Origin of the sequence: Streptomyces sulfonofaciens, assembly GCF_014656295.1 — a bacterium.
Classification (GTDB): Bacteria; Actinomycetota; Actinomycetes; order Streptomycetales; family Streptomycetaceae; genus Streptomyces; species Streptomyces sulfonofaciens.
This window is the reverse complement of sequence record NZ_BNCD01000020.1, coordinates 13141-30150: the sequence shown is the minus strand read 5'-3', so window position 1 is coordinate 30150 and position 17010 is coordinate 13141. Positions and strand designations below refer to the sequence as shown.

8 protein-coding genes and 1 CRISPR repeat array (1 of these 9 only partly in view) are annotated in these 17010 nt (G+C 70.9%); of the genes, 6 read left to right on the top strand and 2 right to left on the bottom strand.

Annotated elements, in window-relative coordinates; translation table 11 throughout:
* Window positions 1-47: 47 nt before the first annotated feature.
* Window positions 48-899: a proteasome subunit beta gene (gene prcB / locus IE313_RS26880; protein ID WP_189936673.1), complete on the bottom strand. Its 852-nt coding sequence runs from the start codon at window positions 897-899 to the stop codon at window positions 48-50.
* A gap of 1585 nt (window positions 900-2484) precedes the next feature.
* Between prcB and IE313_RS26875 the strand changes: the two genes are divergently transcribed.
* Together IE313_RS26875 and IE313_RS26870 are read left to right on the top strand one after the other, a co-directional pair.
* Entirely contained in the window at window positions 2485-3255 is a 771-nt protein-coding gene (locus IE313_RS26875) for a bestrophin-like domain (RefSeq protein WP_189936671.1), read from the top strand.
* Between the two features lie 712 nt (window positions 3256-3967).
* On the top strand, window positions 3968-6673 hold the full coding sequence (locus IE313_RS26870; protein WP_229924987.1) for an AfsR/SARP family transcriptional regulator: 2706 nt from the start codon (window positions 3968-3970) through the stop codon (window positions 6671-6673).
* A gap of 29 nt (window positions 6674-6702) precedes the next feature.
* Here IE313_RS26870 and IE313_RS26865 read toward each other — a convergent pair whose 3' ends face one another.
* On the bottom strand, window positions 6703-7593 hold the full coding sequence (locus IE313_RS26865; RefSeq protein ID WP_189936669.1) for a serine/threonine-protein kinase: 891 nt from the start codon (window positions 7591-7593) through the stop codon (window positions 6703-6705).
* A 77-nt stretch (window positions 7594-7670) separates the two neighbouring features.
* Here IE313_RS26865 and IE313_RS26860 point away from each other — a divergent pair, with 77 nt between their 5' ends.
* From IE313_RS26860 to IE313_RS26845, 4 genes are read left to right on the top strand one after another with little or no spacing between them, the layout of a single operon-like run.
* Entirely contained in the window at window positions 7671-9245 is a 1575-nt protein-coding gene (locus IE313_RS26860; protein ID WP_189936666.1) for a PD-(D/E)XK nuclease family protein, read from the top strand.
* Window positions 9242-10300 carry a pPIWI_RE_Y domain-containing protein gene (locus tag IE313_RS26855; protein ID WP_189936663.1) on the top strand — a complete coding sequence of 353 codons (1059 nt, stop codon included), beginning with the start codon at window positions 9242-9244 and terminating at the stop codon, window positions 10298-10300. Before IE313_RS26860 ends, IE313_RS26855 begins: the two co-directional genes overlap by 4 nt.
* Complete coding sequence (locus tag IE313_RS26850; protein WP_189936661.1) at window positions 10293-13856, top strand: pPIWI_RE_Z domain-containing protein; 3564 nt, start codon at window positions 10293-10295, stop codon at window positions 13854-13856. The genes IE313_RS26855 and IE313_RS26850 overlap by 8 nt, the downstream gene beginning before the upstream one ends.
* Window positions 13844-16654 (top strand): pPIWI_RE module domain-containing protein, encoded by a 2811-nt coding sequence (locus IE313_RS26845; protein ID WP_189936658.1) that lies wholly within the window; start codon window positions 13844-13846, stop codon window positions 16652-16654. The genes IE313_RS26850 and IE313_RS26845 overlap by 13 nt, the downstream gene beginning before the upstream one ends.
* Window positions 16655-16781: 127 nt before the next feature.
* Window positions 16782-17010: a CRISPR direct-repeat array (repeat unit 29 nt; unit sequence GGGACCACCCCCGCGTGCGCGGGGACCAC); it runs 1997 nt beyond the window's last position.

Sequence of the window (17010 nt, the reverse complement as noted above, 5' to 3'; positions counted from 1 at the left end):
GGGCCGCAAGGCATGAGGTCTCGCCGTCGACGCCGCCACCCAGGCCCTCACAGCTCGGCGGTCGGTCCCTCCGGCCGGGCCCGGCGCTCCTCGACGAGTTGCCGGGCGAGCTGCTCCGTCTCGGACTCGGGGATGCGCTCGTAGCCGTCCTCCGTGATGACGGAGACGATGGGGTAGATCCGGCGGGAGACGTCGGGGCCGCCGGTGGCGGAGTCGTCGTCCGCCGCGTCGTAGAGCGCATGGAGCGCGGCCAGGGCCGCCTCGCGACGGGACATGCCGGGGCGGTACAGCTTCTTCAGCGCGCCGCGGGCATAGGGGGAGCCGGAGCCCTCGGCGTGGAAACCCGTCTTCTCGTAGGGGCCGCCGGTGACGTCGTAACCGAATATGCGGCCGTGCCGTCCGTCGGGCGCGGCGGGGTCGTAGCCCACGAGCAGCGGGATCATGGCGAGGCCCTGCATGGCCTGGCCGAGGTTCTGCCGGACCATGTTGGCCAGCCGGGTCGCCTTCGCGTTGAGGGTCATGGGAGCGCCCTCGATCTTCTCGAAGTGCGTCAGCTCGACCTGGTAGAGCTTGATCATGTCCACCGCGAGACCGACGGTGCCGGCGAAGGCGACCGCCGTGTGGTCGTCGGCGGGGTGCACCTTCTCCAGGTCCTTCTGCGCGATGACGTTTCCCATGGTGGCCCGCCGGTCGCCGGCGATCAGCACGCCGTCGCGGTAGGTCAGGGCGAGCACGGTGGTGCCGTGCGGAAGGCCGGGTGCGGTCCGGGCGCCGTCGGGGAGGAGTCGGTGCGTGCGCAACAGCTCAGGGCGGTGCGCGGTCAGGAACTCGGTGAAGGACGAGCTCTCGGAGGCGAAGAACTCCTCGCCCAGCCGGCCGACGGCCTCCCTCGGTGCCATGCAACCCCTCCTCAGCCCCATGAGAACCCGACGGCCTCAAGCACACCCGACACGAGCACACGCACACGCGTCTACTACCAAGATCGAGCAGACGGGAAACTCCGCGTGCGCAGGCGAGCGTACGGCACGTTCGAGGGCACGAACCTGGGTGGAGGGGAGCGGAGGGAAGCGGAGGGGAGTAGGGGGGAGTAGACGGGAGCGGCGGCAGGCGGAGGGGAGGGGACGGGAGCGGCGGCAAACAGGCGGGAGGGACGGGAGCGGCGGCAAGCGGACGGGAGGGGACGGGAGCGGCGGCAAACAGGCGGGAGGGACGGGAGCGGCGGCAAGCGGACGGGAGGGGACGGGAGGGGACGGGAGAGGACGGGAGAGGACGGGAGCGGACGGAAGACGCTCGCCCGCGCAGACGGGCCGAGTCCGAGCTGTTCACCCGCCGCCCTGTTCGTCTCCCTCGCCACCCCCGTGCGTCCCCTTCGCCCCCCCGTGCGTCCCCTTCGCCCCCCCGTGCGTCCCCTTCGCCACCCCGTTCGTCCCCCTCGCCGCCCCCGTTCGCCGCCCCGTTCACCCGCCGTCCAGGTGCGCCGGCCGTCCCGTGCGCCGGCCCCGACAACGTGGCACCAGAGGATTCATGCAGTGCGGGAAAGGGCAGTTCGTGAGGGGCGGCACATTATGCCTGCTGGTGGGGGCGTCGGCACCGAAAATACTCAAACAAGTCATCCCATAACAAATGTTGTGGGACGATCCGCGACGTGAGCGGAAGCAACTCTCCCCCGTGGCTCGGCAGGCACCGGGTCCGTCGCGACAGGCGCCCAACGGCCTTGTGCGCCACCCGAGATGTGGCGGTCGTCCTGGCAACCCTCGCCCTGTTCCTGGCGCTTGGGGGAGCGGCGCAGCAGGCGGCGGCCAGTAGTGACCGCGCACACGGGCACGGCGGTACCCACGGCCGCGTCCACGTCGGCATCCACGGAGGCGGGCACGGTGGCATCCATGTGGGCATCTGCGTCCACCTCGGTATCGGGGGGATCACCGGCACCGTGGGCGTGGATCTGGGAGCCTCGCTGCACGGGCCGTCCGGGGGCGCGCACTGCCCGGGACCGCACCCGCCCCCGCCTCCGCCCCCGCCCCCATCCACCCCGACACCGACCCTGACGGCCACGCCCACCTCACCCCCACCGCCTCCGCCTCCCCCACCGCCCCCACCGGCGGGGCCGTCGCCCTCGGAGAGCGCGGCCGCGCCGGAACCCCGTCCCACCACGCCCCACCCGCAGGCACCGCGGTCCTCCGCGCCGTCGAGCCCGGCCGCCGCGCCCGGCCCGCCGAACCCACCCGCCTCATCGGCACCGGCCGCGGACCACCGCCCGTCCGCCCGGCCGACCAGGACCTACCGGATCCCGCCCGGCGACGGCGCACCCGCGCCCGCACGGCACCCCGCGGCGCCGTTGACCCTCACCGTGCTGGTGGTCACCGTCCCCGCCGTGCTCGCCGCCGTCGTGCTGCGCCCGCGTTCCCGTTCGTCCCGCGGCGCCAGGGCGTCCTGAGCGCGGCCGGACCCGAAGCCGTCGACAAGAACCTGCCAGGGGAGTTGTGCATGTCGGAGTGGTTGGTACTCGTCATCGCCATGGCGTTGGCCTGCGCCCTGGTCATCTCGGCCGTCGTGCTGCGCCAGCGCCGCGTCAGCGCGGACGACGACCCCTCGCAGACCCCCGACGTCATCGAGTACATGACGATGATGATCGGCGTGATCTACGCGATCGTCCTCGGCCTCGCCATCGCGGGCGTGTGGGAGGCCAGGAACGCCGCGCAGGACAACGCGTTCAGCGAGGCGCAGGCCCTGCACGAGGTGAGCGAACGCGCGCAGGTCTACCCGCCGGCGGTGCGCGACCACGTCAGGGCCGACGTCCGGGCGTACGTCTCCTACGTCGTCGGCACCGAGTGGAAGCACATGGAGGAGCACGAGGAACTCTCCCCGCACGCGACGGAACTGCTCGACCGGGTGCGGCACGACGTGATGGACCGCGAGCCGCGGAGCGAGGCCGAGAGCCAGACGTACCAGTCGATGGCCGACCTCGTCGCCACGGCCGACACGGCCCGCAACACCCGCGGCCAGAACGCCGGCCCGACCATGCCCGGCATCGTGTGGTTCGGCCTGATCACCGGCGCCCTGGTCACCGTGGGCCTGATCTTCACCCTCCAGATCCGCCGCTCGGGCCGCGAACTCCTCCTGGCGGGCATGTTCAGCGCCCTGATCGTCTTCCTCCTGTTCCTCATCTGGGACCTGGACGCCCCCTTCGGCCGAGGCCTCGGCGCCACGACGGAGCCGTTCCTCGATCTTTTTCCGTCGGTGGGGGCGGGCGGCTGACAGGGTTCGTCGATGAAGTGCGCTCACGGGGAGGCACTGCCGGGCGCAGCGCGCGCCACCCGTCCCGTTCGTGTTCGGCCCCGAACGCCGAAGGCGGGCCGGGGGGAGCCCCGGCCCGCTTCCTAATGAGCGTCATCGGTCCGCTGCCGCGGTCCGTCCCGGCGGTTACCGCCGTGCCGCCCAGGCCCTACTCGAGTTCGGCGAACAACTCGGCCTCGTAGATCCGCTGGGCCGTGGGACGGACCGGCTTCCACACCCGGCCACGCCGTGCGGCCGAGGCCGGCTGGGGAGCCGGCGGGGACGCCGGTCGTGGCCTCCTCTTGCGGCGGGGAGGCACCGTTGCCCTGACCTGACGCCTGGGTGCAGGCCGGCGCCTGCCGTGCTGCACGAGTCCGCGCTGTGGGGACTTCATATTTTCCTCCTTGTTCGTATGTTCTATTTCCCGACGTTCGAGGCCGCGCCAGTGGGTCGTGACGGGGGTTTGCTCCGTCGTCGTTACCAGGCCGTCCCCGGGCGTTCCGGCTAAGGGCCGGAGCGGTTGCGGCGGGGTGATCGCAGAGTGGCAGATCTCCCGGGGAACCGCCAAATGGAAAGCGTTAGCCGACCGTTAATGGGCCGGCGAGGTCCTGTGACATGCTTTCCTCTGCCGGTCGGTGCAGGGACCGCGGGAAGACCGTCATGGAAATCGGGGGTAATGCACATGGAATTCCGCTTGCTGGGGCCGGTGGTCGCGCTGCAGGAAGGCGTGCCGATCCGGATGAAGTCCGTGAAAGCGTGTGAGCTTCTGGCTGTCCTGCTGCTGGCGCCCGGCCATCGTGTCTCGCATGCCGGCATTACGCGCTACCTGTGGCCGAATGAGGAGCCGAACGCCAATCGAATTCGACAGTGTTTCCATCAACTGCGACAGTCCGTACCCGGGATCGCCGAAAGGAACGAACGGGGGTTCTGCCGGATCCGGGCTGCTCCGCACAGCGTCGACTACGTCCGCTTCCGGGAATCACAGCGGGCCGCGAACGCGACGGATAGCCGGTCGGTGCGCCTCAGGGCACTGCGGTCCGCGCTCGACGAATGGCGGGGCACGCCCTTGGACGAGTTGCCAGGAGAAGGATTCGAGCAGAAGCGGGCCGAGCTTGTCGCCGAGCTGCACGACGCAACGGCGGCCTGCACCCTCGCCGAGTTGGAGTGCGGTCAGGCACGTGCCGCTCTCGATCGGGTCGATCCGGCCCTGGCCCGCTGGCCCGAGAGCGAGACCCTGCTCGGCCTCAAGGTCCGTGCCCTGAGAACGCTCGGCAGGCAGGACCAGATCGAGGCGCTCCTGGCTCGCTGGCAGCGCCGGTTCGGGCGGCCGACCGTTCACCTGCTGCTGGTCGGTGAGGAGGACATGGCCGGCCCCGCGACGGCCGACGCGTCACCGGCGCCGGCGTCGGCGCGTCCGAGACCCCGGCAGCTCCCCCAGCAGTCGGTCGACCTGGTCGGCCGCCAGCCCCAGCTCGACCAACTCGCGGAGATCGTCCTGGGCCGGACGGCAGGACGGAGCCGGATCGCCGTGATCACCGGGATGCCCGGTGTCGGAAAGACGTTCCTCGCCGTGCGCGCGGCCGCCGGAGTCGAGCGGAACTTTCCGGACGGCATCCTCTACGCCGACCTCGGTGGGTTCTCGCCCGGGAAGCCGGAGGACCACGGCCCCGTCCTCGCCACGTTCCTGAACGATCTTCGGGTTCGCCCCGTGGCTTCGACCGTGGACGGGTTGGTTGCCGCCTACCGCACGGCACTCGCGGACCGCGCGGTTCTGCTGATCCTGGACAACGCCCGTGACGAGGACCATGTCCGTCCGCTCCTTCCTCCGGCCGGGGCGAGCGCGGCGCTCGTCACGAGCCGCCGCCAACTGTACGGATTGGCGATCAGGGAGAGCGCCGAGATCGTGGACCTCGCTCCGCTGGACCGGCAAGATGCCGTCTCACTGCTGCGCGGGCGCCTGGGAGAGGCCCGGATGGGTGCGGTCCTCCCGTTCGTGGGCGATCTGGTCGAGCACTGTGCCGGCGTGCCCCTGGCCTTGGGCATCATGGCCGCGCGAATCATGCAGCGTCCCGGGGCTCTCGCGGGTATGGTGCGCGATCTGCGTCAGGACAGCACCAGGCTCCGTTCGCTCGACCTGGGCTCGGAGAACCTGAGCGTCCGGCTGTCGCTGGAGGCGTCGCACAGACTGTTGCGGGCTCCGGCGGCACGGCTCCTGTGGCAACTGGCGGTGCATCCCGGACCGACCGTCAGCTGGGCCGCGCTGCGGGCACTCGAACCGGATGACGCCATGGGGGTCATCGACGCGATCGACGACCTGATGCGGATGAGCCTGGTGACCGAGCCCGTCTTCGAACGCTACTCCTTGCACGACCTGGTCCGTGTCTACGCAGGTGAAACAGCGGCCCGACAGGACGAGAGCGAGCGGGCCAGCGTGATGGAACGTGCACTGTCCTTCCTGCTGCACAATGCCTGGGCCAACGACCGCGGGCTGGATCCTGGCCGCCGGTTGCCGATCGGCGAACCGGAGGGGGTCGAGGTCGCCTCTCCTGCCAGTGCCGCGGATGCGATGTCCTGGTTCGAGACCGAGTACTCCACCCTGACGGCGGCCGTCAGATGTGCTGGGGAACACGGCCTCGACCGCTACACGTGGCTGCTGCCGATGACTCTGGTGACCTTCCAGTGGCGCTCCGGCCGTCATCTTGACGCCCTCGATCACCTGACCTGCGCCCTCGCGGCCGCGGAGCGGGAGGCCGCACCGGCGGACGTGGCCATGGTCCACCGGATGCTCGCCGGCACCCACCGGGGCCTTGGGAACCTGACGCAGGCCATGAGGGAACTGCGCAGCGCGGTGCGGGTGAGCGAGAAGAACGCGGACATCCAGGGTGCTGCCCTGGCCCGGCACATCCTCGGTGTCCTGTTGCGCGAAAGCGGTGCATCGGATGAGGCCCTGATGCAGTTCACCGCCGCACTGTCCGCCTTCGAGCGACTCGGCGACCCCCTCGGCCAGGGGGCGGCGCTGAACGGGATAGGAAGCGGGCACTACGACCTGGGCCGGTACGACGAGGGCCTGGAACACTGCCTGCGGTCTCTGGTCCTTCTGGAGGGCACCGACGATCTCAACGGCCGCGCGCACGCGCTGTTCAGCCTCGGCCGGATCCGAGTGGCGCGCGGAGAGCACGATGCTGCCGCCTCGGACTTCGAGCGGGCCCGCCGCCTGTACAGGTCGTTGGCCTATGGGAGCAGGGAGGCCAGGACACTGGTGCACCTCGCCGAGGCGCTCCGCGACGCCGGTCGTGACCAGGAGGCCGGGGAGGCGATGGAACGGGCTCACGTCCTGCTGGAGGGACTGGGCGAGCGCGACGTCGACGCGGCCGTCGGGCGGTTGAGATGCCTGCCCTGACGGCGCACCCGAGGTCTGCCGCCGCCGGATCACGGTACCGGCAGCCGCAGACGGTAAGGGGCGGTCGGATCGGGGGCCGTGGTTTTCGGGGACCTGGGCGAGTCGGGGGACGGCAGCATCGGCCGCAGAAGGCGCAGGACCTCGGCCACGCCGTCCGGCCGCTCGTCCGGATCGACGGAGACCATGGCGAGCGCGAGACTCCTGAGCGCGGAGGGCAACTGCGCGCGGAACCCGTCAGGAAAGGCCGGGGTCGTGGCGTCGGGTGCCTCTTCCAGACCGTCGTAAGGCACCTGCGAGACGGTCATCGAGAACAGCAGTGCACCCAGGGAGAAGACGTCGGCCCGGGGGGTGAGCACCGCCGCCCGGTCGTACAACTCGGGGGCGGCGTAACCGGGAGTGCCACGAGGATCGCTGTTGGTGCTGCCGGTCTCGACGGAGATGCCCAAATCCAGAAGACGGACCCGGCCGTCAAGCTGCACCATGGTGTTGTTCGGGGAGACATCCCGGTGCACGTACTTCTCGTGCACGCCGCCGAGAATTTCACAGAGTTGTGCGACCAAGGACACGGCCGCGGCCGCCGGGACAGGTTGGTGATCCTTGATCCACGATGTGACCGTGACGCCGTCGACCAGTTCCATCACGATGTACCGGCGCCTGCTCCGCCCGTAATGGCCGTCGCCCAAGACCCGCGGAATACCGGGCACGTGTTCCATGAAACGGAGTCGTTCGAGTTCGTACTCAAGGAAAATGGCGGCTGAACGATAGGCGGTCGTGGCCTCGAAAGTGCGGCTGAACTGTGATTTGACTGCCACGTCCTGCCCCAGGTGCTCGTCCCGGGCCACGAAGATCTCGCCCTCGGCGCCATGGCCGAGACCTCGTAATACCCGGTAACGATCATCGAGGAGAGTTCCAGGAAGCATTGTCTGCGCTCCGAATAAACAAGAAGAACCCGCCCGGCTCGACTACGGGTCCCGTGAGAAAGAAAAGTGAGGACATCATGGCAGATAGTTGGCCGCCCGACGGTCTGGTTGGGGAATCCGGCGTCGTCGACATACGCCTCGGCATGTTCGGCCCCGAGCGGTACCGGTGCCCGGCGTCCGATGCGCTCAAGGCACGTGGGCTGCGGCCGCGTGCACGGGCATCCCGGAAGCCGGAGACGCTGGAGCCCTTCCTCAACGGACCGTTCATGGCCGCGGCCGACGTACTCGAAAGACCCCCGCACCTGCAGGAACCGGTCGTATCGGGCAGTGGCCGGCGGCGTCCGGTGCACGACGGAGTGCGGCAGTGGACCGAGCACGCGCTGCGGACGTACCGAGGCGCGTTCCCCGAGGACCCGGGCCTGCGTCCTGCGCGCCGGCCCTGGGTCTACCGCCACCCGCAGCAGACCGACGGTGCCAGGGGCACCGTGGAGTACCGGATCACCGCCTGGGGACGCTGCTTCGAGTCTGACGACGGCCGACTGCGCGAGTTACGCCTCCCCGTCAACCGCCTCCGCGCGCGAAGCGCGGCCGAACGCGCCGTGGCCGCCCTCGTTGCCGCCGAGGGGGACCCCGATCCCCGGCTCGAACGGATCAGAGTGATCCAGTTCGCCCTCCACGACGGCGGCAAGGACACTATCTTCCTGGGCACCCGGGACGAGGCGTTGGCCGTGTACCGAAAGGACGGGGCGCCCGCTGTCCGCGCGCTGCTCGACAGCCGAGAGTACCGTCCGGGGACCGCCTGCACCTCGTGCGCGATCGCACCCGTCTGCCCAGCGCTGCCGAGAGCCGCCGGGCTGCTCGGGACAGCCGACCGCAGCCGCCCGCGACGAAGCTGGTCCTCCACCACCGGCCGGGCGCACCGGACCTGTCCGGCACGCGGCTACCTGCGCGGACTGCGTCTACCGGTCGCCGCCGCCGTGGAGCGAGGTGCCGCTGTCGAGCGCGGGCGGGCGATCCACGCGTTCCTCGCCGCGCGGCACAGCCGGCTGCCGCGTACACCCTGCACCCCGAACATCCCGGCGGACTGGGTACCCGAGGGCTACCAGCTCCCGGAGGGGGAACGCCGGCTCGGAGCCGGGTTGTTGCGCCACCATGCCGAGGTGTGTCCGATCGGTGCGGCGGGACCGCAGTCACAGATCCGTACCGAACCCAGGTTGGTGTTCGACGACACCGCCGCCGACCTGCTGGTCCTGGCGGAACCCGACGTGCTGTACCAGCACGGGGGCTCATGGGTCTGGCGCGAGACCAAGACTTCGGGAAGCGACCGTCCCCGCCACGACGTGCTGGCCTCCTACCCCCAGTTGGCTCTGGCGCTCAGGATCATCGGCAGCGGTGCACTGCCCGGCCCGCGGGCCGGAGGACGGGTCGAGCTCGAGCTGCTGCGTCCCGGCGGCGTCGACCTGCACACCCTCGACCCCTTCGCCCCCGCGACCAGGCAGACCGCCGAGGCGGTACTGCGGGAGCAGGTTTCCGGCTGGCATGCGGAGACGCTCTTCGAACCGGTGCCGGGCCCCCAGTGCGCCACCTGCGAGGTGGCCGGGTGGTGCTCGGCGCGGCAGATCCAGGAGGAAGGACCGGAGGGGAAGCAGTGACAGAGGACGAGCGGTCGAACATCGATCTCCTGGCCACACTGGCCCGAGGTGTGATCGAACTGAGCTCGCTGGCACGGTCGTCCGCGTTTCGCCTGCCGTACCCACCGAGTCTCCAACTGGCCCTGGACCGTGTGGTGCTGGCTGGCCTGACCCGGGGCCGACCGGTACCCGCCGGAGTCCCCGAACTGCTGGCCTGGTGCAGGGAGCCGGGGCTTGTGGGATGGCCGCTGACGATGCCGAGCGGTTACCTCACCGGCGACGCCGGCCTGATCCATCCCGTAACGGACGAGCCGACCCGGACCTGCGCCGAACTGGCCTCCCTCGGCCCGTACGGCGTGCTGGAACAGGAAGCCGAGGCCCTGCTGGGCACCCTCGCCGACGCATGCGGAAGCACGGAGCGGTTCGCGACGTGCCGGGACTTCCTCATGTGCCGACCGGTCATCCTCCAGTTCGATCCGCTTGAGCTGCTGCGGCCGGCCACGGCCCAGACCTGGAGGTTGGTCAAGGAGCTCTACGCCCCCGTACCGGACCGCTTCCAGGTCGACGAGCTGGTGTACCGCTGCAAGGGCTGCCTGCTACTCGCCAGATCGCAGACAGCGGACGGATCCTGGTGCGAGGGCGATTGCTCACCCGAGGCCCGTGCACTCGAATCCTCGCACCGACCCCGGCAGGTCATGGCGCTGCCGTTCGCGCTCAGGCTCTTCCTGGCTCTACCCGGCCGCACCGAGCAGGCCGTCCGCTCCCGGCTCACGGGCCGGGTCTCGCTGTATCCGCTGGGCCTGGGCGTGCACCGCGTCACCGACCGGGACGGGATGCCCCGCGCCTTCCAGGTCCACGACCGGGAGCAGCCGGCACCGGCCGCCCTGCGGGCGGCGGAGGTTGCCGCCAGACTCGACGCGCCCTTGGCCGTCGTGGTGCCGGACGTGCGGGCGACGCGACCGGGTTACCGGCAGGAATTCGAGCACGCGCTGCCCCCCGGGGCACGGGTGCGCCTGCTGTCCGCGAGCGAGTTCACCGCGGCGGAATCGACCGGGCGGAGGGTGACCCATGCGTAGCACCGCCCGGTCCCTTGGCGAGGTGGTCGACCTCCTGTCGGTCGCCGCTCCGGAGTTGAAGGCAGCCAGACTCGTCTCCCTGTGCGAGATTGAGATCGGCCTCCTTCTCCAGGAGAAGGCCACCCCCGGCGAGCCCGCCGCGGACGCCTGGACGCTGTTCAGCGGCTACCCGTTCGCACAGAAGTGGGGAGCCGTTGACGCGACCGGGCAGCGGACCCTCCGCACGGCCCGGCACACGCTGTGGACCTGGGGCCGCCGTCTGGCCTGGCACGAGGCGCTCACGGAGTATCAGCGGCTGGATCGCCAGGTCCGCGGTTACGAGATCGCCGACCCGGCCCGCCCCGCCGTCCGGCGCCCGTCACTGTCGGTGGCACCGGATCGCTGGGACGCCTACGAACGGCTGCTGGACGTGGCACCCGCGTTCGCCGGCCGGCCCATGGCGTTCGCCACGGCCGGCCGGCACGCCTTCCCCGTCGGCCGGCACCTCGCCACCGTCCAGCTCCCCCCGTGCGCCCTGCCGCCGCCGTCCGGTCATGACCTCGCGGCGCCTGCGGTCAACGGCGGGAGGCAACTGTCCTTCCGGTGGGACAAACTGCTCAGGACGGCGGCGTTCATGGACTTGGTGCAGCACGCCAACTGGACCGGACGACTGGCGGCGATCCGCCTCTCCACGTGCCGGGGCCCCAGATTCAGGCGTGCCAGGCACTTCAAGGTGGCGCGGATCCAGCATCTGCTGGGCATCGTCGGAGCCGGCAAGAGCACCCTGCGGGACGTGCTGGTGGTCCACCTGGCCAGACGGGGCCTGCGGACGACCGTCGTCGTCGGGGACGTCGCCGAACAGCTCAAGCTGGTCCAGCTCTACAACACGTTCGTGCCCGGATCGGCCGCGCCCGTACTCGGTGCCTCGGGCCGGCAACAACACGCCGAGCGGCTCCACCGGCGGCTGATCGGCCGTGGCGGACGCAACCTCCTCGCCCATGACGACCCCGGGTTCGCGTACCTCAGCACGTCCTGCGCCCTGAACGCGCTCCGACACGAAGGGGGCGCACTCGCCGACGACCTGCTGGCTTTCGGCGAGGCACCCTGTACGAGGCTGCAACCGCGCGGCAGGCGCGGTGACGACACGGACGACATGTGGATGCAGTACCCGGTGGCCTGCCCCTTCTGGTCCGGCTGCCCCCGCCACCACGGCGCCCGTGAACTCGTCGGCGCAGCGGTCTGGGTGGCCACGCCCGCCAGCCTGGTCGATTCCGGGGTGCCGCACCCGCAGAACCCCGAACGCATCCGCTACCTCGAACTCGCCTGCCGACGCAGTGATCTGGTGATCGTCGACGAGGCGGACCGGGTCCAGATGCAGCTCGACCGGATGTTCGCCCCGGCCATCCCACTGATCGGCGGTGGCCCCGGTACCCGGTCCTTCCTCGACGACGTCAACCAGCACCGCATCCGCGAATTGGCCGGCGCGGGGCGCATCCAGTTGTCCGACCGCGACGTGGAGAACTGGTCGGCGGCCGTGAACACCACGCAGGCCGCGGCGGATCGACTGGTCGCCATGCTCGTCCGGGACCGCCACCTGCGCGACTGGGTCAGAACCGGTTACTTCAGCGCGTGGACGCTCCAGCTTCGCCTACTGGAAGAGCGTTATCCGCTGCCGGAGGACGACGACACACCGGCCGCGGTGCCGGCACCCGGCACCGAGCACCCCCACCGGGCGCCACGGCGGGAACTGACCGAGACCCTGGACGCCTTCCGGGAGAACCCGTTCGGCGACCGCCGCCCTCCCACCGGGGAAGGGACTGAACTCACCGTTCTGATGGGCGAACTGCTGCACACCACCTACCCGGCGCGCACCCGCACGCGGCTCGATGAGGCGCTCCGCCGCCTGTTCGACCTCGATCCGCTGCTGGCGCCGACCGCCGAGGGGCGCGAACGCTACCAGGAGCTCCGCGGCCAGGCGATCCGCAAGCAGACACGGCCGCCGGGCCAGGCGGAAGCGGGCCGTCGGCGGTCCGGACGACGGAGGAAAACGGGGCTGCCGGAGGACCCGGACACATGGTGCCGCCTGCTGATGTCCCGTTTCGAATTCACTCTCCTGCTCAGCGCGCTCGAACCCAAACTGGCCCTGATCAACGCCATGTGGCCGCGCGTTGCGGCAGCCCTCAACCTGGGCTTCAACGAGATGTACCGTAGGCCGCTCGACTACGGGCCGATGGTGCCGGAAGCGCCGATGGGCAATGTGATCGGCTTCCAGTTCCTGATGGACGGGCCCGACCGTGGCGGTGTGCGCACCGGGGAACTGCGTTTCTTCCGGTGCAGCGGCGTGGGCCGGGAACTGCTTCGTGTGATGCCCGACCTGCCGACGGTGGATGGCCGGCCTGGCACCAACGTCCTGTTGATGTCGGGCAGCAGTTGGGCCGGGAAATCCAGCCGTTACCACGTCCCGGTGCCGATCGGAGTGCTCATCGAGCCGGCCTCCGACGAACTGATGCGGATAGCCGAACAGAGCGAGTTCCGCTTCGAGTTCCTCCGCGACGGCTGCGGGTGCCGCGCCCGCTGCGTGTGCCCGGAGCCCAACCAGGCTCAGCGGCTCTCCGGTGAGCCGCTCGACCGGAGGGCGGACGTGCTGCGCCGGATGACCATCGCCCTCGCCAGGGACGACACCGGAATCAGCCGACTGCAGGAGGAGCTGAGGATGCTCCCGGAGAGCCGCCGCCACATCCTGCTGCTCGTCGGTAGCTACGAGGAGGCCAAGGTGGTGGCGGACACCTTGCACACCCTCAACAACCGGTGGAAGGGCCGCGTCCTCAGGCTGGTGTCCGACGACGATCCGGACGCCGGGACATGGGCGGAGGACGAGGAGCACCACGCACCGGTGCTGCGCCGGGGCGACGTCGAGACACTCGCCGCCACCCGCGCCGACATCCTGGTCGCGCCCCTGCTGGCCGTGGAGCGCGGACACAACATCCTCGACCTCGACCGCCGGCACGCGGCGATCGGATCGATCTACTTCCTCGCCAGGCCCAACCCGCGTCCCGACGACCTCGGCCTGGCCGTGCACGCCATCAACGACTGGATCGTGCGGGCCATCGACGGAGGGGAGTTCGCCGACTGGGTCCGGGCCGAGGCCACCTTGGGACTCGGGGCCCGCAAGGTCAGGGACCTGGCCAGATCCCAGTGGTACCGGGTACTCGCCAGGAGCATGGCGTGGAGCCGGCTGGGCGACGACCGGGTGCAGGTCACCTGGGACCTGCTCGTGCTGATCTGGCAGGTGATCGGCCGGTCCGTGCGCGGCGCGGTGCCCACCCGGGTCGCCTTCGTCGACGCCGCCTTCTCTCCCCATCTGGCCGCCGAGTCCTCAACCGGCGACCCCGACACCGAGAAGACCAGCCTCCTACACAGCATCCACGCCGTGCTCGCACCGTATTTCACGTCCGGCAGCTCCGTGCCCGCGACCGACCGCCGCATCGTGCAGGCGCTGTACCGGCCGATGTGGGCGGCCCTCGACCGCTGTCTGCCCCTGCCCGTCGAAGAGAAGAGCCCCTCGTGTACCGACTGATCAGCACCACCGCCTACGAACCTGACCCGAGCGCCGGGCCCTGGACCGAGCGGTATCGGGTCATCAGCTTCCCCGAGGAGTGGCGAGAGGAGTTCATGGGTCTCTACCGGCTGAGGTGGCGCCGCAGGGAACAACCGGTCGGTCTGCCCATCAGCAAGCTCAACGACCTGCTGAGGGCCACGGCCCCGGGCCTGGTGGCCACCGGCAGGGGGGCGGGAGCCGGCACCGAGGTGCCATGGTTCTACGCGTTGGAGGACATGCCTGCCGAGCTGGTGGCCCCTCTCCTGGCCTCCTGGGTGATGACCCTGCCGCCCGGCGCCGAGCGGGACCCCGACCACACGGCCGACCACCGGGCCGCCTTGGACCGGGCGCTGGCACTGATCGACGACCACTCCCCGCGGTGGAGGCAGGAGTCCGTGGACCTCACCGCAGCGGAACTCTCCCCGGGAGGCACGGCCCAGCCTGACCGCAGGCTCTACCACCTGCTGCCCGAGCAGATCGGCGCCAGGCTCGCGGCCCGCCCGCTGCACCTCAACGGCGTCGACCTGTCCTTCCGGCTGGCCACCCGCGACCAGGGGGTGGAACTCGTCAGCTGGCCACCGCGGACGTACACCAGGGGGAAGCGCGTCTGGTACTACTCGGGACTGGTGACCGTCACGGTCCAGACGGTGCCGTTCGCCCCGCGCTTCAGGGTGCACGTCTCGTACGGGGTTCGCCGCTGGGCCACAGGGGCTCCGGTGCACCTGCCGGAGGGGCGCGGTGCCACCGTCCTGCTCGACGCGCCGCATCCGTGGCCGGGCCTCGACGGACCGCGCATGCGGCTCACGGCCAACTCCCTGGCCTACGACCGCCGCCTGGGAATGCTCGCCTGGAACAGACACAGCCTGGTGGACCTCCTTCCTGAACTGGACGTCCTACGTGCCTACCCCAAGCCTGCCGAGCTGACCACCGAGCCGGTCGACTGGCTGGAGGGCCGGGACGGGGTCGCGGCGGGCATCCTGCACAGCACGGCGATGGGCCCGCACGGTGTCGGTGCCGGACTCATGCCGCTCGAACGATCGCTCCTCGACCGCTGGGTCGAGAAGTGCCTTCGCCCCGTCCTGCGACGGGTGCCCGACCTCGAACGGGCGCACCGCAAGTCCAAGCCTGCCCTGCGCCCGACCTCGAAGGCGAAGGACCCGGAGGAACAGGAGACGCGCTCCCGGCAACGGGTACAGGCCCGGCAGGACGCCGTACACGCGGCGCTCGACGGGCAGCCACTGATGGTGGACGTTCTCTGGCAGACGGAGGAGACCAGGGACGAGCTGGTCGCGGCGCTCTGCGAGTGGCTGGGGCTCCCGGCCGGACCCGGCCGGGCCGACGGCTATCACGAGTGGCGGGTAGGGGACCTGCACGTAATGCTCCGCACCCAGCCGCTCCAGACCCTGGGAGCCTCCCTGGAGATCGCCCGGGAGCCCGGCCGGCCACGAGCCCAGGCGCTTGCCGAGGCGGTGCGGGAGCGTGCCGCGCGGATGGCCGTCCGGCTCGGTGCCCGGCCGGGCACGGTCGGGCTGGCGGTCGTGGAGACCCTGGGCCCTGACAGGTTCTCGGCGCAGGGCTCCGATCCCAAGTCCGCACTGCGGCACGGTTGCGCTTCGGCCCACCGCGTCAGCCAGTTCATCGTCGTACCGGAGGACGCCGACGGGGCCGTGGCCCTACGTGCACGGTCCGCCCTGGCCGACGGGATGCGCCAGCTCGGCGCCGTGATCCCGCCGGACCAACGGCTGGACGAGGAACTGCCCGCCGACCTCCAGTACCTCGCACTCTGGCACGTACGGCGCCAGGCCAACGGGCCGACCCGGCAGGCCGGACAGCACCTGGTCGCCCTTCGGATCCGTCCACGAGATCCGGTACACCCCGTACGCGGCTGGGACGACACCCGTAAGGAGTGGGTGCCCTACGCCAGGCTGCTGCTGACACTCGCCGTGGACGGTGCCGCGGCACCGACCCGCTCGGGCCGACCCGCTCCGACCGCCGACGAGCGACGCTACGAGGTCGAGCGCCGGATCAGGTCGCTGCTCTACCAGGTACGTGACCGGCCGACGCTGCTCCTGGCGAGCAGCGCGAACTTACGCGAGGCGTGGCCGGGTCTGAACAACGGGCAGTTGATCACGGACATGATCACCTTCGACGGAGAGCCGCCCGTCAGGCTTGCGCTTCACGGTGCGGATCTGCGCGTGGTGCTGCTTCGGGACGCCAACAGCCGGGGCGAGACGCCTCAGTGGTACGCGCCCGGGGAGACGGAAGAGGAGACGCCGGGGTTCTCCGCGGGTCTGTGGGCGGCACGGGATGGGGGCCGGGACGCAAGGGTGTTCGTCAGCACCGTCGGCAAGCCGCCAGCCGCGGGCACCGTGCGGCGCGACCTCCGCAAACTGGTTCCTGACGCGAACTGGCCGCACGGCCCCGCAGCCACTGCCTGGAACCCGCAAGCGCTCGAACTCACCGTGCTCGGCTGCCTCTCCGAGGCATCCCTGGCAGCCTCAGGACGCGCCGGCACACTCCCGGACCGGCCGGCCGTGGTGGCGGCAGCAGCCCACCAACTGCGCTTCCACGACGAGTACCACCCGCTGGCCCGGCCGCTTCCGCTGCACCTCGCGAAGCTGGCCGAGGAGTACGTCCTGCCGCTTGCGACAGCGCCGGGTTCGACGAAAGTCTCGGCTCCGGTTTCCACGCCGGCTCCGGTTTCGGCTCCGGCGTCGGCTCCTATCTCGGCTCCGGCTTCGTCAGCGACTCCGGCTGCCGAGGAGCACACCGAGTAGCCGCCGGCGGACCGGGCAGGCCCCGCTCCACGGCTCGCTCGAGCTGTGGAGCGGGGCTCGATCGGTCGAGGAGCACCCCGGCGTGTGGGGGGATCACCGATGCTCGGGGCAGGTAGACGACGACGCCGGGGGCCGCCCCGCGTGCGCGGGGACCACGAGATCCGCGAGCTTGAAGCGCGCGGCCTGTGGGGACCACCCCCGCGTGCGCGGGGACCACTGGAAGGGGGGCCGCGGTGAAGGGCACGGACAGGGACCACCCCCGCGTGCGCGGGGGACCACGAGGGCCGCGAAGAGATTCGCGACTTGCTCAAGGGACCACCCCCGCGTGCGCGGGGACCACGGTGCGATCGAGGTCG

Bases quoted from the DNA above. Each gene is read 5' to 3' on its own strand.
- IE313_RS26850 (WP_189936661.1), top strand. From the start codon at position 10,293: ATGCGTAGCACCGCCCGGTCCCTTGGCGAGGTGGTCGACCTCCTGTCG.
- IE313_RS26865 (WP_189936669.1), bottom strand. From the start codon at position 7,593: ATGCTTCCTGGAACTCTCCTCGATGATCGTTACCGGGTATTACGAGGT.
- IE313_RS26860 (WP_189936666.1), top strand. From the start codon at position 7,671: ATGGCAGATAGTTGGCCGCCCGACGGTCTGGTTGGGGAATCCGGCGTC.
- prcB (WP_189936673.1), bottom strand. From the start codon at position 899: ATGGCACCGAGGGAGGCCGTCGGCCGGCTGGGCGAGGAGTTCTTCGCC.
- IE313_RS26875 (WP_189936671.1), top strand. From the start codon at position 2,485: ATGTCGGAGTGGTTGGTACTCGTCATCGCCATGGCGTTGGCCTGCGCC.